Below are 21,415 nucleotides of genomic sequence, written 5' to 3' on the forward strand. Positions count from 1 at the left end.
CCAAGGCCAGAACCTGCGGAAACGGGAGATTCACAAGGTGCGTGTGTTGTTGTCGGTTTACGGGTCGTGCGGTGGCGTCGAGCCTGCGGGGGGACTCGCGCCGCGGTCGCGGGCACTCGGCGCTGAGGTGCGGGTGTGCGCGCCGCCGGACCTCGCGGGCACGACCTCGGATCGGAGTTGGTGACATGAACCCCCTGACCACCAGCGTGTTCGACCTTCCCGACCACCTGTCCCCCAAGGCCGACCCGATGCTGATCGCCGGCGACCAGCAGCACTTCGCGGCCATCGCGGAGAGCCTCGAGCAGGCGATCGCCGAACTGTCCGACCGCCTCGATGCCGAGCGCAAGGCGCCCGGCGGCATTGGCCGGGAGGCGATGGAGCGGGACATGGAGATCCACCGACTGACCGGTCGGCTGCGCTCCTTGCGTCGCTTCGGTCTGGACCTGTGTCTCGGACACATCGTCAGCGCGGAGAACTCCGAGCCCCTGTACGTCGGACGGCTCGGCCTCACCGACAGCGCGGGCCGTCGGCTGCTGATCGACTGGCGCTCTCCCGCCGCTGAGCCGTTCTTCGCGGCCACCCACGCCAACCCGATGGGCCTGGCAAGCCGCCGCAGGTATCGCTGGACCCGCGGCCGGATCAGCGACTACTGGGACGAAGTGTTCACCGCTGACGGGCTTGAACGGCACGCCGCCCTCGACGACCAGTCAGCCTTCATCGCCAGCCTGGGCAGCAACCGGTCGCCCCGGATGCGAGACGTGCTCGCCACCATCCAGGCCGACCAGGACGCCGTCATCCGGGCGGGATCCCGCGGTGCTCTCGTCGTCGACGGCGGTCCGGGTACGGGCAAGACCGTCGTCGCTCTGCACCGCTCCGCCTACCTCCTCTACTCCGACCCCCGCCTCGGTCACCGTCGGGGCGGCGTGCTGTTCGTCGGTCCGCACCAGCCCTACCTGGCCTATGTCGCCGACGTCCTGCCCAGCCTCGGAGAGGAGGGCGTGCAGACCTGCACCCTGCGGGACCTCGTCCCCGAAGGAGCCCGAGCGGCGATCGAGGCGGACCCGGACGTCGCCCTCCTGAAGTCGTCCGCGGACATGGTGAAGGCGATCGAGACGGCCGTCAGGTTCTACGAAGAGCCGCTCGCCCAGGGGATGACGGTGACGACCCCCTGGTCCGACATCTGGCTGAGCGCCGACGATTGGGCCGAGGCGTTCGCGGCGCCGGGACCGGGCACTCCTCACAACGAAGCGCGCGACCAGATCTGGGAGGAACTGCTCGCGATCCTGATGGACAAGCACGACGGCGACGTCTCGCCCGACCTGTTCCGCAGGGCGCTGCTGCACGACCGTGAGCTGGTCGGGACCCTCAACCGCGCGTGGCCGCTGCTCGAAGCGACTGACCTCGTCGCAGACCTGTGGTCGGTACGCGCCTACCTGCGGATGTCCGCTCCCTGGCTGAGTCCCGATGACGTGTCGAAGCTGCAGCGCAAGGACGCCCGGGCCTGGACGGTGTCCGACCTGCCGCTCCTCGACGCAGCACGCCAGCGGCTCGGAGACCCGGAGGCGTCACGACGCAAGCGCCGGCACGACGCCTCTGTCGCCGCCGAACGCGCCCACAGGGCGGACGTCATCGGCAACCTGCTCGAGGCCGATGACGACGGTGAAGGCGCGGTGACGATGCTGCGTGGACGGGACCTGCAGGACAGCCTGATCGACGAGAGCGCACGGTCCGGCACCGAGCCGGACCTGCTCGCCGGCCCGTTCGCGCACATCGTCGTGGACGAGGCGCAGGAACTGACCGACGCGGAGTGGCAGATGCTGCTGCTCCGCTGCCCGTCCCGGAGCTTCACCATCGTCGGGGACCGTGCCCAGGCCAGGCACGGGTTCACGGAATCGTGGCAGGAGCGGCTCGAGCGGATCGGGCTCGACCGGATCAACGTGACCTCCCTGAGCATCAACTACCGGACGCCCCAAGAGGTCATGGCGGAAGCCGAGCTGGTCATCCGAGCCGCGCTCCCGGACGCCAATGTGCCGACCTCCGTCCGCAGCGGCGAGGTCCCCGTCGTACACGGATCCGTTGCGGATCTGGACTCGATCCTCGACGCCTGGCTCGTTGCGCATGCCGACGGGATCGCCTGCGTCATCAGCGCTGGTGAGATCAAGGGCGCCACCTTCCGGGCGACGTCCCGCGTCCGGTCGCTGACCCCGGAGCTGTCGAAGGGGCTCGAGTTCGACCTGGTCGTCCTCATCGACCCGGAGACGTACGGCAAGGGCATCGAAGGAGCGGTCGACCGCTACGTCGCGATGACCAGAGCGACCCAGCAACTCGTCATCCTCACGAGTTCCTGACGTCGCCCAGGACTGCGCGGCGCACGGGGGCGCGCACGGTGGTCAGGGGAGGGTGGTGACGGGCAGCTCCCGTAGCGCGCGGAACCGGAACGTGCTGCTCCAGCGGAGTTGGTCCACAGGCCTCACGGGGGACGTGGCGTAGTCCGTCACGCTGACCGCTCGGGCCGGGAGGATCGGGTGGCGGGCGCTTCAGCCGCCCGTCACCGGGTCCGGCTCCCGGCCCTCGGCCCGGTAGGTCTTGGTCCAGGTGCTGCCGCACCGGCAGCGGTAGGTCTCGACCAGCTCACCGGCCGCTGAAACGTTCATGCTGTCTTTGAGATCGGCTCGGCCGTCACACGGCTCGGTGCCGAGTCCGGTCCGGGGAGATACCGAGGATGTCCGGTCGGCCGATGGGCGGCCGACCGGGACGTCGGACTCAGGCGAGGTCGAACCGATCGAGATTCATGACCTTGTCCCAGGCGGCCACGAAGTCACGCACGAACTTCTCTCCCGCGTCCTCGGACGCGTAGACCTCCGAGGCGGCTCGGAGCTGGGAGTGCGAACCGAAGATGAGGTCGACGGCGGTGGCGGTCCACTTGACCTCGCCCGTGGCGCGGTCCCGACCTTCGAAAACGTTCTCGGCCGAGGTCGACGCCTTCCACTCCGTGCTCATGTCGAGCAGGTTGACGAAGAAGTCGTTGGTCAACGTCTCCGGCCGGTGGGTGAAGACACCGTGTGGGGACCGCCCGAAGTTGCCGTTCAGGGCCCGCATGCCGCCGATCAGCACCGTCATCTCGGGAGATGTCAGTGTCAACAGGTTGGCGCGGTCCAGCATGAGAGTCTCCGGCGACAACTTCTCGCCCGCCCGGAGGTAGTTGCGGAACGCGTCCGCCCTGGGTTCGAGCACGGCGAACGACTCCACGTCGGTCTGCTCCTGCGAGGCGTCCGTGCGCCCCGGTGCGAACGGAACCGTGATGTCGTGCCCGGCGTTAGTCGCGGCTTGCTCGACGGCCGCACACCCGCCGAGGACGATCAGGTCGGCGAGCGAAACCTTCGTACCGCCGGCCTGTGAGAGGTTGAAGTCCTGCCGGATCTGCTCGAGGGTCCGCAGCACCTCGGCCACCTCGGGCAGGTCATTGACCTCCCAGTCCCTTTGCGGCGCGAGCCGGATCCGTGCCCCGTTGGCCCCGCCGCGCTTGTCGGTGCCGCGGAAGCTTGCCGCCGACGCCCAAGCGGTGGTGACCAGCTGGGATACGGACAGGCCCGAGGCGAGGATCCTGCCCTTGAGGGCAGCGATGTCCGCGTCCGCGACCAGCTCGTGATCGACCGCGGGGACGGGGTCCTGCCACAGCTGCGGCTCGGGAATCCACGGGCCGAGGTAACGCGAGAGGGGTCCCATGTCACGGTGCAACAGCTTGTACCACGCCTTGGCGAACGCGTCCGCGAGCTTGTCCGGGTTCTCGTGGAAGCTCTTCGTGATCGGCCCGTAGACCGGATCCACCTTCAGCGCGAGGTCCGTCGTCAGCATCATGGGAGCGTGCCTCTTCGACGGGTCGTGAGCATCAGGAACGGTCCCCTGGGCGGAGGGGTCCTTGGGCGTCCATTGCTTCGCGCCGGCGGGGCTCGTCGTCATCTCCCAGTCGTACCTGAACAAGTTGTCCAGGTACCCGTTGTCCCACTTCGTCGGCTCGGAGGTCCATGCGCCCTCCAGCCCGCTGGTGAGCGTGTCGGCGCCCTTGCCGCTGCCGTACGTGTTCTTCCAGCCGAGGCCCTGCTGCTCGATGGGGCAGGCCTCGGGTTCCGGACCGATGTACGCGGGGTCGACCGCACCATGGCACTTGCCGAACGTGTGGCCGCCGACGATGAGCGCGACCGTCTCCTCGTCATTCATCGCCATCCGCCCGAACGTCTCGCGAATGTCCCTGGCGGCGGCGATCGGATCCGGGTTGCCGTTGGGCCCCTCCGGATTGACGTAGATCAGTCCCATCTGCACGGCACCGAAAGGACCGGTGAGCTCCCTGTCGCCGCTGTAGCGCTCGTCCCCGAGCCACGTGTCCTCGGGCCCCCAGAAGATTTCCTCAGGTTCCCAGATGTCCTGGCGGCCGAAGCCGAACCCGAACGTCTTGAACCCCATCGATTCCATGGCACAGTTGCCGGCGAAGACCAGCAGGTCGGCCCAGGAGATCTTCCGGCCGTACTTCTGCTTGACCGGCCAGAGCAGACGGCGCGCCTTGTCGAGGCTCGCGTTGTCCGGCCAGCTGTTGAGGGGGGCGAAGCGCTGGGCGCCGCTGCCGCCACCGCCCCGGCCGTCGGCGATGCGGTACGTTCCCGCGGCGTGCCAACTCATCCGGATGAAGAGCGGGCCGTAGTGGCCGTAGTCGGCAGGCCACCAGTCCTGCGACGTCGTCATCACCTCGAAGACGTCCCGCTTCAGCGCGTCGAGGTCGAGGGTCGTGAACTCTTCCGCGTAGTCGAAGTCCTCGCCCATCGGATTGGACCGGGGCGAGGGCTGGTGGAGAACCTGAAGGTCGAGTTGATTCGGCCACCAGTCCCGATTCGTCCTGGGGCGAGTCGGCGTGGGGGTCGGGGAGGGGATTGCCGGGTTCTCGCTTTCGCTGCCGGACACGTCCGTCCTTCTTCCTGTCTCGGTGGTTCCTTCTGCCGTCAGCGCGGGGCTGGACGGCCGACGAGACACCCATCCTCACGCACCGGTGACGCCCGCCACAGCTCGACGCGGCCGGACAGCCCTCGGACACGGTCCGCATCAGTCTTCTAGTCGGTGTCCGCCGCCGCCAGCACCGCGATCCGGCGGCGGTCCGGGAAGAGGGTGGCGATCCCGTAGTCGTGGATCTCGTTGTGGAACCAGTCCGAGTCACACTCGAAGTGGAACCACGTGCTCTCCACCGCACAGCGCTCCACCTCCTCCGCGCTCGCGCCGAGAGGGGCGCCGCCGAGCCCCGCCAGTGATCGCCAGGCCGCCCATCGGCCGAACGCGCCCTGCGCCCCGTGGCCGTACGTGCCGCCCATCGGAGCGGTGCTGAAGAGCATCTGCCAGATGTCCGACAGCGGGCGGAGCGCCGGTGCTGGGCGCCGCGACGATGGTGTCGTGCACCTCGGCGGTCGCGATGTCCCGCAGCGGTGAGCGTTCGGTGGTACGGGGCGTCGGCGGGTCCAGGCGGCCCCCGGCGGTGAGCCCCGTCCACGCTCCGCCCGCGCCGCCGTTGATCGACCGGCTCGGGAAAGGCGAACCGGCCTCGAACGGCCGGAGGTCCACCGGGAGCCATGACAACCCATGCCGGCCGGGCCGCACCAGGGGCCGGCTGCGCAGCGGCCGTGAGGACTGCATGTCGACACCCCGCAGGAGCAGTTCGTGGAACAAGCAGGCGCGCAGCTCGTCGAGACCAGGCCGCGCCCGTTCGGGGGAGTGGCTGATCAGGCGGGCGTGAAGGTGTCTTCGTGTGCGTCGTCGAGGATGAAACCGTTGTGGAAGCGGACGCGGACCATGACGCGCAATCTCTGTTCCTGGTAAGCCAGCCATTCGGGCTCCAGGGAGCTGACCTTCTCTTCGAGCTGCCTCCTGCTCTCCGTGGGCATCTCATGGCCGAAGGAATCGAGAAGCGACTTGAGCCGCTCGTACTCGCCGACCCCCGGGCTCTGATGCCGGTTCTCGACCACCCGCTCGACGGTGCCCTCGGTGCCCGCTCCCAGAGACAGGAACCCGGCGACGACCACGGTCGAGGTCGAGGAGTCGCCCGTCGTCGCGACCGTATCGCTCAGCCTGATGTCCGCTGCCAGCTTTACCCGCTGGCCTTCTTTCAGCGTCATTGCGTCTTCATCCTCAGATCGGTGCGTGCTGTCCGCCTGGCCGGACCGCGACCACGGGCGCGCGCGTGAGGGCGGCCCAGGGTGGTGCCATTATCCGCGTCGGTCTTTACGGACGTGGAGCCGGCACTGCGGGTGGGCGACCCTGCTCCGGCCGAGCCGGTGGCGCCGTCGGCGAGATGCTGCTGCTGTGGAAGCCGCCCGGCGCCCGGATCCTGACGAATCGCTGACGTATCGAGCGCGGAATGGTGTGGGTGGTTTCGGCCACGAGGCGCCGCGAAGGCGGCGAGCCAATGCCCGGAAGTTCCGCAGCCAGCACATATGCCGCCAGGCGCCGGGTGATATCCGGCCAGCCGGTCATTGCTTTCCATGGACCCGCTCCAGCGGTCCTGGGAAAGCGCGGAAATCCGATGGATTGCGCTCTAGCGATCCTTCAGCGCTCTGGGTGATCCTGGGTACTGGCCGCGCCGCGGGCCGGACACAGTCCCGATCCGGGAGGGCCGAGCCGACGTTTTTCAGTCGCCGGGAAATAGGTCGACCCGGTCGGGCGTGCGTTTTCCGGCGCCGTGGAACGCGGTGTTTCGTTCGGTGCACATTCGGTTTTCTATTCCACTCCCGGGAGACACGTATGTCCGACACAACGCGCACCCCCGAATTCGGCCTCCAGGACTTGGAGCTGGACCTCGGCGACCTCACCGTGACCTCGTTGCGCGACACGGTCGCGCTGCCCGAGGGCGGGGCGTCCTACGGCTCCTGTTCCTGCCAAGGCTCCTCGTCCTGCGCCCAGCCGACGACGGACACTCCGACGATGTAGGCCCACCATCCGCACGCCGGACTCTCCCGCCGCACCTCGCGTGCGGCGGGAGGTCCGTACGCCACCACGAGAGGACCGCAACCACCATGCCGCAGCCGCGCGCGGGCGCCGACGGTTACCGGGTACGGTCCGCGTCGTCCGCGCTGGTCCGCGCCACCGTGCTCGCACATCCGGCTCAGCGGCCGGCCGCAGAGGCGTTCCGCGCCCTGCTCGCCCGCCTGCACCGGATCGACACGGAGCTCCTGCGTTCCACCGCGCCGCTCTGCGACAGCCTCCATGACAGTCGCGACGGCCACCCGGCCGACTTCCACCGCGGCGTCGTCCTCCCCCTGCGCCGCGCCCTGCACAACGGGCGCGAGCCGCGGCCCGTCCTCCTGGAACGCCTCGGCGACCTGCCCGCCCGGGTTCCCCTGCTCGCCTCGTGGATCGCCCTCCGCACGCGCCGCAGCGCGCTCCTCGCCGAACTCGACGCCACCGCCGAACGGGCCCTGGCCGCCGAACGCACGGCCCTGGCCGCCCTGTGCCGCGCACCCGCCCTCGGCAAGGCCGTCGCCCTCACCAGCGCCGACCTGCTCCGGGCCGTGGAGCGGGCGGGTACCGGCGTCGCCGACCGCAGGGCGCGCAAGGAAGAAGCCACCGTGCTGCGCTACGCCCTGCGGGCCAGCACCAAGACGAGCCCGCTGTCCTGGTTCACCGCCGTCGGCTGGGGCACACTGCCGGAATCGTCGGCCCGCCCCGTCCCCTCCTGGGCCACCGCGCCCCTGTTCGAGGGCGGCCTGCGCGCGGTGGTGAAGGCGAACCGCACACTGACGACCGCCCTCACCCTCGCCCTCCTGGACGCGCCGCACCGCCGCACCGCACTCGCCCACCGCATCACCAGCACCGCCCGCGTCACCGGTGGACGGGCGGCGTACTGCCGCGACCGCACCGCCTTCGCCGGAGGCCGCTACCTCGTGGCCCGCGAGGACGAGGCGGAGCTGCCCTTCGCGGGCCCACTGCGCCTGGTCACCGAGCACGCCGAAAGCCCCGTGGCGCTCGATGAGTTGGCCGACCTGCTGGCCGCGGCCCTGCCCGGGGCGGACGGTGGCGCCCGCCCCGCGGCCACCGCCTTCCTCGACCGTCTCGGACAGGCGGGCCTCCTGGTGCCGGGCGACCCCTTCCCGCCACAGGACGCCGATCCGGTGGACCGCCTCGCGACATGGCTGCGAGCGCCCGGCGCCGAGGACCCGGCCTCCCCCGAGGACACGGCACGCGCGGACCGCATCGACGAACTCGGCCGGATGACATCGGCGTACGGCACCACTCCCGCCGCCCGGCGTCCCGCCCTCCTCGCCGCTCTGTCCCAGCGCTGGACAGCGGCGCTGGCCGACGCGGGGCGCCCCGTCCCGCCCGTCTCCGCGCCCCTCGCCGTGCTGTCCGAGGACGTCGTCGCCCCGCGCCCGCTGGCGCTCGACGGCTTCCTCGGCGGGGCCGATCACGAGGCCCTCGGCGAGGTCACCGCACTGGCGGAGCTCTTCGACCTCGGCCATGTCGTGCGCCGCGTCGTCCGCGACCGCTTCGTCGAGCGCTACGGCCGCGGCGGGAGCTGCCGCCACCCCTGGGAGTTCGGAGCCGAGATCGCCGCGGCCTGGGAGACCGCCGGGCGGCTCACCGCCCTCGACCCCGCGGACCGGACCGCTTTCCCCACCGGGGCCGACGAACTCGCCGGCCTCCGTGCGGAGGTCGGCTGCGGGGTCGGCGGGCCGCGGCACGCCGTGGCCGGGAAGCCGGGCGACAGCGACGAGGCCGGCGACGAGGTCGTCCTGCCACCGGACCTCGTCAAGACCCTCGGCGAGCGGCTGCCGGGCTGGGCCGTCGAACGGCCGCTCAGCTACGCGTACTTCCTCCAGCGGGACCCTCATCAGGGCCTGCTCTGCGTGAACCACGTGTACGGCGGCTGGGGCCGGTTCACCAGCCGGTTCCTGGACGACCTGGACCCGCGCGCCACCGCCGAGGTGTCCCGGCAGATCCGGTCCGGCCTGGGGCCCGGCGCACGAGCCGCGCAGATCCGGCCGGTCGGCGGGTTCAACGCGAACCTCCACCCCCGGCTGGTCGCGGACGAGATCGGCCCCGACCGCCGCTGGGCGTCGATCGGCGAAGGCGACCTGTGGCTCGTCCACGACGAGAGCACCGACCAAGTGCGCGTGCGGCTGCGGAGCACCGGCGAATTCCTCGACGTGCTGTACCCGGGCTTCCTCGCCCCCGTGCTCCTGCCGCGCCGCATCGGTGCCCACCTGGCCGACCACCCCCACGGAGCCGTCGACTTCCGGCCGCTCGTCCCCCGGCACACCTTCGCCGTGCCGGGCGGCCGGGTGACCCGCAGCCCCCGGCTGCGCCACCGCCACGTGGTGCTCCAGCGCCGCCGCTGGGTGCTGGAGCCCGGCGTGGTGCGGGAGCTACGCGCCGACCTCGGCTCCGGCACGGTCCCGGCGGAGGCGGCCGTCCGCTGGCGCGCGCTGCTGGACCTCCCCGAGCAGGTCTTCCTGCACCCGGTCGCCACCGCATCCACCGGGCGCGCCGCCGACGACTTCCTGAGCCGGCTCAGCCGGCCCAAACCGCACTTCGTGGACCTCGGCAACGCGCTGCACCTGCGCTGTCTGGCCAAGTGGCTGTCCCGCCACGGCGACGGCGCGGTCCTGGAGGAGGCGCTGCCCACGGCCGGCGGCCTGGCGGCCCCGGCCCGCGCGGTCGAACTCGTGCTGGATGTCTACCGGGCCGGGCGGCCGCGATGACGCGCCCGCAGAACACCAGCGGCCCCCACCGCAGCGGTGCCCTCGGCGTGGTCACGTACTACCACCACCCCGTCAAGGCCCCGCTGCTGCGCGAGGTGCTGTTGCCGCTCGCCGAGTCCTACGCGCAGGTCGGACCCACCGCCCACGTCGAACGGCACTGGCTGCACGGACCTCACATGCGGCTGCGCCTCCAGGGCCCACCCGCGCAGGTGGAGGCCGCCGCCGCGGCCGCCGCCTCCCACATCCGCGACTGGCTCCGTACGCACCCCTCGCACGGCGACCTCACCGAGGCCCAGCTGCTGGAGCGGGCCGCCGAGGCCGGGCGCGCCGAACTCATCGCCCCGCCCTACGGGCCGATCGTGGCGGACAACACCGTCCGGATCGAGGCCGTCGACGGCTCCTCGGTTCGCCGCCTCCTCGGCGAAGACGGCGCCGCCCTGCGCGACGAACTCCTGCGAGCCGGGCTGGGCGCGCTGCGGGCCGGCGCCGCCTTCCTCGCGGAGCACGGCGATACGGCGCAGGCCCGGGTCCAGCTCGCCGTCGCCGCACTCGCCGCGCATGCCCGCGCCCACCCCGGCGGCCTGGCGGGCGGCCACTACTCGTACGTCTCCCACCTGGAGGACTTCCTCCTCCACGACGATCCGGAGGGCAGGCTGCGGGACAGCTTCGAGCGCCACTGGGAGCGCGCGGGCCACGTCGTGACCGGTCTCGTCGGGCGGATCGTCGACGGCGGCGCGCAAGGCGTGGAGCGCGCCTGGGCGGCCTACTCGGCGGGCGCCTGGCAGCTGGCGCAGAGCCGCTACGACGCCGGAGCCGATCTGCACGGCGCCCCACTCGAGTACCGGACGCGGGCCGCCGCCACCGGGGACGCCGGGGCGGCGGAGCGCTGGAACCACGACATCCGTACCCGGTACAGCGAGTTCCACCACTCCCTGCGGCGCTCGGACCCGGAGGGGACGATGTGGAGCCGCCCCGACTACCTCGTGTACCGGGCCTGCACCAACGCCCTGTACCGGCTCTTCGCCATCTGCGACGTCCGCCCACTGGAGCGGTACTTGGCCGCGTACCTGGTCGTCCGCACGGTGCCGGTCCTGACCGGTTGCGACTGGCGCGCGGAGATCGGCGCGGCCATCGACGCCGTGGAGGGACGGGCATGACCGCCGGAACTCCCGCCGTGCCCCCCACCACCGCCGTGCGGGCGTACGCCGCCCCACCCCGGACCGTACGGCGGCTGCGCCCCGGGGTCGCCGTGACCCCGCTGCGCAACGGTCTTCATCTGAGAGGCCGACGGGGGAGCGTCACCCTGGAGGGCAGCGCCGCGCTGCCTGCCCTGTGGCGGTTGCTGGAGGCGCCGCTGCGGGACGGTGGTCTCGAAGTGCTCCGGGACGGCATGGAGCCGGGGTCGTCCCTGCGCGCGGCCGTGGACACGCTCGTCGGGCAACTGGACGCGCACGACCTGCTCGTGACAGAGCCCGAGGAGCGCGCACGCCCCGCAGATCCCGTAGACCACGGCCGCACGGCCGGCTCCGGTCCGGTCGCCCAGTGGATCGGCGTCACGGCCGAGCGGCCCGATGCCGCCGCGACCGCGCTGGCCACGACGCGGGCCGAGGTGCTGGCCGGCGCCCCCGACGGACCGTTGGCCAGAGCCGCCGGGCGGGCGCTCGAACGGTGCGGGCTGCCCGTTTCCTACACCGCCGACACGGCCCTGCCCGCGGACCGGGTCCTCCTGTACGCCCGCGGAGACGGACCGGACCGGGGGGTCGCGGTAGGGCTGTGCGGCGACGGCGGCTACGCCACCGCCCCCGGCGGTCCGGCCCAGGTGCGCTCCGACGCGGCGGCCCTGGAGGCACGGCTCGGTTCCGGCGAGGCGGCCGGTTCCGCCGCGCTCGTCACCCTGCTCGGGGGCGCCGCGGCGCACCGGTTGCTGTGCGCGGCCGCCGGGATGCCGGACCCGGCGAGCGAAGGGGACGACGAGCGGCTGCTGTCCGGGCTTCCCGCGGTGCTCTTCGCGCGGGCCCGCCCGTTGCACGCCGAGTACCGCACCTGGCTCGGACCCGACAGGCTCGACGCCGACCGGCGGGCGGACCTCGCCCCCGCCGGCACCCTCGGCGAGGCCTTGCGGCGGGTGGCGGCGCTCGGCGACGAGCGGTGCGGGATCCTGCCCGAGCCGCTCCCGGCCGACCTGCGGCAGCTGCCGGCGCCACTCGCCGCCTGCCGACTGCCCGAGACCGCGCCCCCCGGCGGGAGTCTGGTCTGTGCCGCACCCCGGCTGGACCTGGCACGACTGGAGATGTTCTGCCGGGGGGCCGAACTGCTGTCGGGGGAGGAGCACTTCACGGTGGGCGCCACCCCGGGGCACGCCCGGGGCCGTGCCCTGCGCGCCGCCGCTTCCAGCCGCTTCGCGCCGTCGGACGGGTACGCCTCCGTGACCGCGGCGCGGTGGTCCGGCCACCCGCAGGCCCGCCACTGGTGGACGACGCTGACCGTCCGCCTCGCCGTGCCCGCCCGCCTGGAGGTGTTCCGAGCGGCTCCGGGCGAGGAGGTGTACCGCGCCCTCGTCCGCCGGTCCGCACCGGGCGGCGGCGACCCGCTGCGGACGCCGTCCGAGCCCCCCGTGCTCGGTGACGCCGTCGAGGCCACGCCAGGTGACGCGGTGGCGCTCGCCGCGCTCTCCGCCGTCTGTGCTGTCTCCGTAGGGCTGCCGGCCGGCCGTACCCGTCCCTCGGGCGGCGCGGTCGCCCCGCTGGCCACCGCCGGAACCAGGACGGCCGCCTGGGAGGACTCCGGCTGGACGGGCCGCTGGCTGGCGGACATGGCCGTACGGGAGGACGCGTTCCAGGACGCGCTGCGCCGGCTGACGGGAGCGGCCTTCCACTCGCGGGCGCCCGGCCCGGCGCGGGCAAGGGAACTCACCGAGCGTCTACGGACCTTCGGATTCACCGTCCTGCACCCCGTCCCGCACACCCCCCAGGAGGCGCGATGACCGCTGCGACGACGGACCCGGCCCTGCCCGCCCTGCTCGGAGCCCTGCCCGTGCCGGTCCTCGACGCTCGTTCCGCGATGACGACCACGGCCGGCCCCGGCGCGGTCCTGCTGACGCGGTGGACCCTGGGACTCGCCGAGGAGCTGAGCCGGCACGCGCTGGGCCACCCGGTGGCACTCGTCCCGGTGCGCTTCGACGGCGCGCTCGCGGTGGTCGGGCCGGTGCTGGGGCCGGGCGCGGCGGCCTGCCTGTGCTGTGCCGAGTACCAGCGGCTGGCCACGGCGGGCGGCCGGGTGCCCTGGCAGAGCCCCCGGTTGGCGCTGGCCGGCGTACCGTCCCCGGCCCTGGCCGAGTCGGTCGGCGCCCTGGTGACGGATCTGTTGGACGGCGGCGCCGGCCCACCGCCCCGCGAGGATCCGGGGACGGCCGTCGTCCATGTGGTGCACCAGGGGCGCGCTACCTGGTCCACCCATCACATCCGGCCGGTCGGGGGCTGCGCCGTGTGCCGTCCCCTGCCGTCGGACTCCGCGTCCGGCCCGGTCCCGCTGCCCTCCACGCCCCGCCCGCTCCCGGACCCGTACGTACTGCGCACCCCGAACCCCCGTACCGGCGCCGAGCGGTTGCGCGCCGTGCTGCACGACGAGCGGTTCGGTCCGGTGCGTCGGCTGTTCCGGTCCGAGGACTCGGCCTTCTGCCTGACCACCGCGTTCGTGACGGACGGACGGCGCGTCGACGACGGCGGCTACGGCCGGGCCCGGGACTTCGCCGACAGCGAGCGGATCGCGCTGTTCGAAAGCCTTGAACGGTACGCGGGGATGCGGCCGACCGGCCGGCGCACCGATCTGCGCGCCTCCTTCACCGACCTGGGCCCCGAGCGGGCGGTGGACCCGGAGCGGCTCGGCCTTCCCGACCCCGCGTACCACGGGCACCCGGCGTCGCCGACCGTCCCGTACACGCCGGATCTGGAGCTGGACTGGGTGCACGGATGGTCGCTCACCCGGCAGCGGGCGACGGCCGTCCCCGAGCACGTGGCGTACTGGGACGTGCCGGGCGCCGACGGGCCCCGCGTGGTGTACGAGTCCTCCAACGGCTGCGGACTCGGCAACAGTCCCGAAGAGGCCGCCCTCTACGGCCTGTTCGAGGTGGCCGAGCGCGACGCCTTCCTGATGGCGTGGTACGCGGTGACGCCGCTGCGCCGCGTCGAGCCGCCGCCGGAAGACCTCGACACGGCACTGCTCGCGGACCGCGCGGCCCTGGCGGGCTACCGGCTCCTCCTGCTCGACGCGACGAACGACTTCGGCATCCCGTCGGTCGTGGCCGTCTGCCGGTACGAGGGCTCCCACCCGCGGGCTCCGCGGATGTTCCTGGCGGCGGGAGCGCACCACGACCCCCGCGCGGCGATCCGGTCCGCGGTGGCCGAAGTCGTCACCAACGTGCTGGAGTCGGCGCACCGCTCGTTCGCCAAGGGCCGCCCGCGTGATCCGGAGCGGCTGCGGCCGATGCTGGACCGGCCGGACCTGGTGGTGACCCTGGACGACCACGTCGGGCTGAACACCCTTCCCGAGGCGGGCCCGCGCCTGGAGTTCCTCTTCGCCGACACACCGCGCGTGCCGGCCGCGGAGGCCTGGCCGGGAGCGCCCGAGCCGGTGGCCGACCTCACCGCCCTGCTCGGAACGACCGTCGAGCGGCTGGCGCGGGCAGGGCTGGAGGTGATCACCGTCGACCAGAGCGAACCGGGGGCACGCGACCGGCTCGGCCTGCACTGCGTGAAGGTCGTCGTACCCGGCTCGCTGCCGATGACCTTCGGGCACGTCAACCACCGCACCCGCGGACTGCCCCGGCTGCTGGAGGTGCCGTACCGGCTGGGCCGCACGGACCGGCCGCTGCGCTACGAGGACCTCGCGGTCCATCCGCACCCCTTCCCCTGACGACGCCGGCCACGGCATCCACCACGAGGACCGCACATGACGACGACCGACACCTGGCGCAGCTACCACCTCTTCCTGCACGCCGCCGCCGCGGACACCGACGCGTTCCTCGTCCGGGACGTGGCTCCGCTCCTCGACGGGCTGGTGGCATCCGGGAAGGCCGCCCGGTGGTTCTTCATCCGGTACTCGGAAGGCGGCCCCCACGTACGGATCCGGGTACGCGGCCTGAGCGGGTCAGCCGCCGCGGAGCTGCCGGACGACCTGGCCCGGGCGGCGAAGGAGGTGCCCGCGGTGCCGGGCCCCTGGCCGTCCCGCCACGGGGAGGTCCGCGCCGTGGCGTACGTACCGGAGACCGAACGCTACGGCGGGCCGCGCGCACTGCCGGTCGCCGAGGAGGTCTTCGCCGCCTCCACCCAGGTGGCGCTCGACGTTCTGCGCCGACTGGGGGAGGAGGACGGGGACGGGGGCGGTGCCGCGGCGCGGCTGGCGTTCGCGACGGACCTGGTCCATGCGACGGCGTACGCGCTCGGGATGGACGGGCTCACCGCGGCGCGCTGGCTGCGCCGGCACGCGGCGGGCTGGCGGTGGGTCACCGAGGTGGAGCTGCTGCCGGGCGCCTCCGTGCACACCCGGGTCAACTCCGTGTACGCCGCGCAGCGCGCGGGACTGGCGCGGCGCGCGGCGAACCTGCGCGAGCACCTGGCGGCGGGCACCGCCGCACCCTGGCTCGGCCGGTGGGTGGACGAGGTCCGCGAGGCCGACGCGTCGCTGCGCGCCGCGAGCGGGCCGACGCCCGGGCGCGCCTCCGCTGACACGTCCGCTGACACGTCCGCATGGGTCTGGGCCTCCCAGCTCCACATGCTGTGCAACCGGCTCGGGGTCACCCCCGACGAGGAGCGAGCGGTCTGCCGACTGGCCGCCCGGACCCTGTTGGAAACGCAAGAGCCGCCCGCGTACTTCCCGTCCGGGCACACCGCACCGGACCTCCAGTACCTGGAGCGGAGCAAGTTCCAGATCGGCCGCAACGAGGACACGGCTCTGAGGCCGCTGCCCCCCGAGCCGCCGGGGAACTCCTGGCCGGAGATTCCCCTGCCCGCGGACCCGCTGCCGGACGTGTCGCTGCGCGCCGTGCTGGCGGGGCGGTCCTCGGTACGCGGCGCCCTGGGAGGGCCGTTGGACGGCGGCACGCTGGGCGCGCTGCTGTGGCACTCCCTGGCGGAGAGCGGCCGCTCCGAGCAGCGCCTCGCGGACGGCTCGGCCCGCGCCACCGTCCACCGCCCCTATCCGAGCGCGGGCGCCCTGTACACGGCCCGGGTGCGCCTGCTGGTGCTCGACGTGGCCGGCGTTGCGCCGGGTACCTACGACTGCGTGCCCGAACGCCGCACGCTGCGTCGGATCGGCCCGGTGCCGCCGATGTCGGAGCTCAAGGCGCTGTCGACGTACCTGTCCCGTCCGGCGGCCGACCCGGACTGGATCGGCATCGACCGGGCGCCGGTGGTTCTGGGCCTGTACGCGGACCTCGGCCTGCTGCGCCGCCGCTACGGCCTGCGCGCGCTGCGACTGGCTCTTCTGGAGACCGGCCACATGGCGCAGACGCTTCTCCTGACGGGGTCGGCCCTGGGCCTGGCGGGCACCCCGCTGGGCGGTTTCCACGACGATCTGGCCCATGAACTCCTCGGGCTGGACGACCTCGAACAGCCGCTCCAGTACCTGCTGCCGCTCGGGCGCCGCACGGCGGCGTGAATCCGGCCGCACCGGAGGCGGCGGCGGTGAGGGGCCCGGCGTGCGGCAGCGGTCCGACAAGTTCTATATTTTTACGAAACCATCCATGCGCCGCCCTGCCGCGGTGTCCCAGGGGGAGACGACCGCGATGGACGAGACCGACGCTGCTCCGCGCACCAAGACGCAGTCCCGGACCGACCGCAAGGCACGCAGGAAGGCGCGGAACCGCAGGCGCGCGGGTATCGGCGTCGCGGTGATCGCCATAGGTGCCTCCGCGGCCACCGCCTACGCCTTCACTTGGGGTGACTCCTCGGGGACCGCCGTCCGCGACGCGAAGTTGGCGGCCCCCGCGGCCTCGGGCGGTCCGGCCGGCAAGGGCGGTTCCCCGACCGACGCGGAGGCCTGGGACGGCAAGACCAAGGTGTTGGGAGACGGCTCCACCTCCTACACCGGGCCACAGCGGGGTCAGCTCAAGCCGGAGCGGCTCAAGCCCGGCGAGAAGCCGCCGCAGTTCGTGGTGTTCTCCTGGGACGGCGCGCTGGAAGGCGACGTCCACCTCTTCTCGCACTTCCGCCAGGTGGCCCGGGAGAGCGACGCCCACATGACCTTCTTCCTCACGGGCATCTACCTGCTTCCGGAGAGCAAGCGGATGCTGTACCACCCGCCGCAGCACAGCCAGGGTTCGGCCGCCATCTCGTACCCGACCGTCCCGCACGTGAAGACCACGCTGGCTCAGCTGCGTGGTGCCTGGAGCGACGGCAACGAGATCGGTTCGCACTTCAACGGACACTTCTGCGGGGCCGAGGGCGGCGGGGACTGGAGCCCCGCCGAATGGAAGAGCGAGATAGACCAGGCGTACTCGTTCGTGAAGAACTGGAAGACCAACACCGGCTTCACCAACGAGCCGCCCCTGCCCTTCGACCCGGACCGGGAAGTGGTCGGCGGCCGTGCCCCCTGCCTGGAGGGTCAGAAGAATCTCCTGACCGCGATCAAGCCGTACGGCTGGCGCTACGACGCGAGTTCCTCGGGGGACTTCCAGCTGTGGCCGTCCAAGCCGGACGGCATATGGAACTTTCCCCTGCAACTCCTCCCGTTGCAGGGGAAAGAGGTGCAAGTCCTCGCCATGGACTTCAATTTCCTCTACAACCAGTCCGGCGACAGCACCCAGGGTGACCCGGCGAAATTCCCGGTGTGGCTCGATCAGACCCGGGGCTCGTATCTGAACGGCTTCAACCGTGTCTACAACGGGAGCCGGGCGCCCATGTACATCGGCAACCACTTCGAGGACTGGAACGGCGGCATCTACATGAAGGCCGTCGAGGACATGATGAGGGACGTCTGCCCGCGTCAGGACGTCCGCTGCGTGTCGTTCCGGGAGCTGGCCGACTGGCTCGACGCCCAGGACCCGAAGGTCCTGGGCCAACTGCGCACGCTCGACCCCGCGCAGGCGCCGGACTGGAAGACGCTGATCAAGTGAGCGGCCGACCGCCGGCCGGTACGCGCGGGCGACGGACGCCGACGCGCCCGGGTCACTTCACCGCCTTGATGTAGGCGGACCACAGGCGCACCGCCCGCTCGCTGCCCGGGGTACCCGGCGCGTCGCCGCCCAGGCCCGTCAGCGGCAGGGGGACCAGATCGGTCAGGGACATCCGGTAGACCACCACGGCCGTGGACTCGCCCCCGGTGCTGCCCACGAACCAGCCCGCCGTATTGGCGGCGGTCGTTCCGGTCTTGCCCGACGTGCCCGCGTGCGCCTTGGCCGCCGTCTTCGCCGACCCCTCGGCCACGGCGTCCCGCAGGGAGTCCGTCACCGCGCGCGCGGCTTTCACCGACATCGCCCGGGTCGGCTTCGGCCCATCGAGCGGCATCGCAGCGCCGTTACGGGTGACCGCGCGCACCGAGTAGGGGTCGGTGTGCACGCCGTCGGCGGTGAAGGTCCCGTAGGCGCCGGCCACGCGGATCGCGCTGGGGGTCGAGTTCTCCCCGAGCGCGAAGGCGGGAACCCGCGGTCCGAGGCTCGACTCGAGCAGTCCCGAGCGTTGGGCGAGGGCATCCACCCGGTCGAGGCCGACATCGAGGCCGAGCTGCAGCATCGGGGTGTTGACGGAGTCGGCGACGGCCTGCCGCAAGGTCACCTTCCCCCAGTCGCGGCCACCGTCATTGTGCCCCTTCACCACCTTGCCGCTGCGGTCCCAGTACGGGCCGTCGGGCGTCTGCACGGTGACCCCGTCATCGCCGTCGTACGGCGCGGACGGGGAGATGGGTGTGCGGTCCTTGCCACGGGTACGCAGCACCCCGTCGTCGAGCGCCGCCGCGTACACGAACGGCGTGAACGCCGTGCCGACCGGAATCGTCGTCGCGTTCGACTCGTTGAAGCCCTGCTTCAGAAAGTCGGGGCCCCCGTACACGGCGAGCAGCCGACCGTCGGGGGCGACGCTCGCCGCGCCGATCTTCGCGTGCTTGTCCGTGGTGGGACGTCGATCGGCGTCGAAGCCCTTCTGCGTCTCCTGCACGGCAGCGGTCAGGGCCGCCATGCGGGCCTTGTCGAACGTCGTGGAGATCTGGTAGCCGCCGAGGTCGAAGTCGGAGTCCTTGATGTGACCGGCCTTGACCGCGTACGCCTTGGCCAGCTCCACCAGATAGCCCTCCTGCGCGCCGGCGGTGCCGGGGGCGGAGGCAGCCGTGGGCTCGGGGAACGTCGTGTACGTGGCGCGCTCGGCCGGTGAGAGGTTGCCGGTCGCGACCATGCGGTCCAGGATCCAGCTCCACCGTTCGACGGCCCGGTCGTGATTGTCCTTGCTGAGCACGGGGTCGAACAGGCCGGCGCCCTTGAGGAGGGAGGCCAGGAAGGCGCCCTCGCTGGCATTGAGCTGCGAGACGTCCTTGCGGTAGTACGCCTGCGACGCGCGCTGGATGCCGTAGGTGCCCCGCCCGAACCAGCTGGTGTTGAGGTAGTCCTCCAGGATCTGCTCCTTGCTCGTCTGCCGGTCCAGCTTCACGGCGAGCAGGAGCTCGGTGAACTTCCGGGAGAGGGTGCGGTCCTGGTTGAGATAGGCGTTCTTCACGTACTGCTGCGTGATGGTCGAGCCGCCCTGGGTCTCACCGCCCGACACCGCGGCGCCCACTGCGCGCAGGACGCCGGAGGGGGAGACGCCGGGATCCGAGTAGAAGCTCGCGTTCTCGGCCGCGAGTACGGCTCCTTGGACCTTCGCCGGCACCTTGTCGAGCGGCATCTCCTGCCTGCTGACCCAGCCCGTCCGGGCCATGGTGGAGCCGTCGGCCCAGTAGTAGACATTGTCCTGTTGCGTAGCGAACGAGTTGAGATCATCGGGTATGTCCGTGGTTGCGTACGCGACCGCGACGAAGCCGACCGCGCCGAGGAACGCGTACAGGCACACACCCAGCCACTGACGCCGCGAGAGGATCCAGCGACGCCAGCCGCTCCGGCCCGGCCGCGGGTAGTCCGGCCGCAGGCGCGGCAGCACCGCGCCCGCCACAGCGCCGACGCCACGTCGTCGACCGGACTTCCGCCGACGGCCCGCGGCGGCCCCGCTTCCGCCCTCCGGAGCGGCCCGCCCACCGCGCGAGCGGCCTCTCCTGCCCGCACCCTGCCTGCCCACTGGCGAATGTCCCCCTCTGCTGCGCTTGTCCCCTCAGCCTAGATGCACCGGGCGGGGAAGCCGTCGCGAGGAGGGTCCGCCCGGTGTCAGGGGCGCGCGAGGCGCGTCAGGGCGAATTCGAGGGGCCGGCAACTGTGGTCAGAGGTGCGGTTGTTACTGAATGCCGGGAATCTGCCTGGCCTTGAACGCGTCGCGCACGGCCGTCGCGGCGCTCGCGCCGTACATGCGCTGAGCGGTGGCGATCGTCGTCAGTGCCGCGTCCTGGAAGCTGGTGTCCGGCGCGAAGCCGAACTGCGCGTTGACGATGACGCGGTCGGCCGTCCGGGCTCCGAGGGAGTCGCGGATGTCCAGGAGGGCGCGGGACCAGATCTCGCCGTCCGCGTGCACCTCGCCCACCTTGTCCGCGTAGACCTTGTTCCCGTCGATGCGGCGCAGGCAGTGCGGGGCGGCGCTGTAGGTGACCGAGTCCCAGTCGGCGACGCAGGCCGGGTTCGCCTTCACCGGCCAGCCGTGGACGGCGGCGGCGCGGGTGCCGACCTGCACGGCGAGGTAGTCGCCGAAGGCCTCGCCGATCGCGCCCGCCTCCGGGGAGGTGCCGAAGCCGGGGACCTGGGCGTGGTGCACGGCGTGCCCGTACTCGTGGAGGATCACCTCGGCGTCCTCGGCATCGTCGACGCCGCCCTTGCCGAAGCGGATCTCGACCTTCTTGTCGGTGAAGTAGGAGTTGTCGGCGCCCCACTGGTTGATGCGGACCGGCTGGGCGCGGTTGTTGGCCCCGGGCAGTTCGGTTCCGAAGCCCAGTCCCTGGAGGTACTCCTGAGCCTCATTGACCCAGAAGTACGCCATGACCTGCTCGAACTGGTCGTCCGTGCGCGTGAAGCCGGCCGCGTCGTTCGTCTGCGCGGAGGGGCCGGTGTCCGACCTGACGGCCGCCCACTTCCCGGACAGGCCGCCACTGCCGTCCAGGTTGCGCAGTGTGGCCGTGGTGTAGGCGGAGGCGGGTACGGCGTCGGCGCCGTCCTTGGCGTCGACGAGCGTCTGATCCCCGGAGGACTGGACCGGGTTGACCATGAAGATGCGAGCCTGAGGCAGGGACGCGGCAGGAGCCGGCCCGGAAGCGGAGGCCGGTCCGGCCAGCGTGAACAGCGCCGCGGTGGCGGTGGCCGCGGCGGTCAGGCCGCGGGGTGTGCGGCGGGGCATGGACATCCTCCTGTGCTGGGATGTGGTGGTGCCGCGGAGTGGTGGGCGGCGTGGGTGAGCGTGGTGCGGACGTGATCCTCGCGCACGCCGACCAGCTTTGACCAGGCCCTGTCACAAATCGGTTCCGACGGTGACAGCGGCGCGCCGCCATGCACAGGGTGGCCTCGCCCCCGCTCGGCCGCACGGCCTTCGCGTCCTGCTCCACCGGGTGAGCGTCTTGGCCCGCCC

The 21,415-nt window shown here is 72.4% G+C and carries 13 protein-coding genes and 1 pseudogene; 8 read left to right on the forward strand and 6 right to left on the reverse strand.

The genetic code is table 11. The features are described 5' to 3' along the window. Positions 1-185 precede the first annotated feature (185 nt). Positions 186-2,348, forward strand: coding sequence for an RNA polymerase recycling motor ATPase HelR (helR, locus tag ACWDYJ_RS08950; protein WP_451564814.1), 2,163 nt, complete (start codon positions 186-188; stop codon positions 2,346-2,348). Between the two features lie 415 nt (positions 2,349-2,763). Here helR and katG read toward each other — a convergent pair whose 3' ends face one another. The 4 genes and pseudogenes from katG to ACWDYJ_RS08970 all read right to left on the reverse strand — a co-directional run bounded on the left by katG (position 2,764) and on the right by ACWDYJ_RS08970 (position 6,152). Continuing rightward, positions 2,764-4,953 (reverse strand): catalase/peroxidase HPI, encoded by a 2,190-nt coding sequence (gene katG, locus ACWDYJ_RS08955; RefSeq protein WP_451564815.1) that lies wholly within the window; start codon positions 4,951-4,953, stop codon positions 2,764-2,766. 146 nt (positions 4,954-5,099) lie between these two features. After that, positions 5,100-5,393, reverse strand: a complete 294-nt coding sequence (locus tag ACWDYJ_RS08960) for a DUF6183 family protein (protein WP_451564894.1) — start codon at positions 5,391-5,393, stop codon at positions 5,100-5,102. A 28-nt stretch (positions 5,394-5,421) separates the two neighbouring features. Continuing rightward, positions 5,422-5,865: pseudogene (locus ACWDYJ_RS08965) on the reverse strand (DUF6183 family protein); the annotation flags it as partial. Continuing rightward, positions 5,760-6,152 carry a hypothetical protein gene (locus ACWDYJ_RS08970; protein WP_451564816.1) on the reverse strand — a complete coding sequence of 131 codons (393 nt, stop codon included), beginning with the start codon at positions 6,150-6,152 and terminating at the stop codon, positions 5,760-5,762. The pseudogene ACWDYJ_RS08965 and the gene ACWDYJ_RS08970, both read right to left, overlap by 106 nt. A 625-nt stretch (positions 6,153-6,777) precedes the next feature. Here ACWDYJ_RS08970 and ACWDYJ_RS08975 point away from each other — a divergent pair. The 7 genes from ACWDYJ_RS08975 (at position 6,778) to ACWDYJ_RS09005 (ending at position 17,844) form a co-directional block, all read left to right on the forward strand. Further along, a complete protein-coding gene (locus ACWDYJ_RS08975; RefSeq protein WP_451564817.1) occupies positions 6,778-6,963 on the forward strand; it encodes a thiazolylpeptide-type bacteriocin in 186 nt (61 codons plus the stop codon). An 86-nt stretch (positions 6,964-7,049) separates the two neighbouring features. Beyond that, on the forward strand, positions 7,050-9,734 hold the full coding sequence (locus ACWDYJ_RS08980; protein ID WP_451564818.1) for a lantibiotic dehydratase: 2,685 nt from the start codon (positions 7,050-7,052) through the stop codon (positions 9,732-9,734). After that, a complete protein-coding gene (locus tag ACWDYJ_RS08985; RefSeq protein ID WP_451564819.1) occupies positions 9,731-10,891 on the forward strand; it encodes a lantibiotic dehydratase C-terminal domain-containing protein in 1,161 nt (386 codons plus the stop codon). The genes ACWDYJ_RS08980 and ACWDYJ_RS08985 overlap by 4 nt, the downstream gene beginning before the upstream one ends. Continuing rightward, complete coding sequence (locus ACWDYJ_RS08990; protein ID WP_451564820.1) at positions 10,888-12,717, forward strand: hypothetical protein; 1,830 nt, start codon at positions 10,888-10,890, stop codon at positions 12,715-12,717. Before ACWDYJ_RS08985 ends, ACWDYJ_RS08990 begins: the two co-directional genes overlap by 4 nt. After that, a complete protein-coding gene (locus tag ACWDYJ_RS08995; RefSeq protein WP_451564821.1) occupies positions 12,714-14,645 on the forward strand; it encodes a TOMM precursor leader peptide-binding protein in 1,932 nt (643 codons plus the stop codon). The genes ACWDYJ_RS08990 and ACWDYJ_RS08995 overlap by 4 nt, the downstream gene beginning before the upstream one ends. 36 nt (positions 14,646-14,681) lie before the next feature. Further along, on the forward strand, positions 14,682-16,388 hold the full coding sequence (locus ACWDYJ_RS09000; protein WP_451564822.1) for a thiopeptide-type bacteriocin biosynthesis protein: 1,707 nt from the start codon (positions 14,682-14,684) through the stop codon (positions 16,386-16,388). A gap of 85 nt (positions 16,389-16,473) precedes the next feature. Further along, the gene (locus ACWDYJ_RS09005; protein WP_451564823.1) at positions 16,474-17,844 is read left to right on the forward strand and encodes a hypothetical protein; all 1,371 of its coding nucleotides are present in this window, start codon (positions 16,474-16,476) and stop codon (positions 17,842-17,844) included. A gap of 52 nt (positions 17,845-17,896) precedes the next feature. Here ACWDYJ_RS09005 and ACWDYJ_RS09010 read toward each other — a convergent pair whose 3' ends face one another. Both ACWDYJ_RS09010 and ACWDYJ_RS09015 read right to left on the reverse strand, forming a co-directional pair. Beyond that, positions 17,897-19,864, reverse strand: coding sequence for a transglycosylase domain-containing protein (locus ACWDYJ_RS09010; RefSeq protein WP_451564824.1), 1,968 nt, complete (start codon positions 19,862-19,864; stop codon positions 17,897-17,899). Positions 19,865-20,140: 276 nt separating this feature from the next. Then, positions 20,141-21,187 (reverse strand): M4 family metallopeptidase, encoded by a 1,047-nt coding sequence (locus ACWDYJ_RS09015; protein ID WP_451564825.1) that lies wholly within the window; start codon positions 21,185-21,187, stop codon positions 20,141-20,143. Positions 21,188-21,415 lie beyond the last annotated feature (228 nt).

The sequence above is a fragment of the Streptomyces sp. NPDC003042 genome (assembly GCF_053591315.1).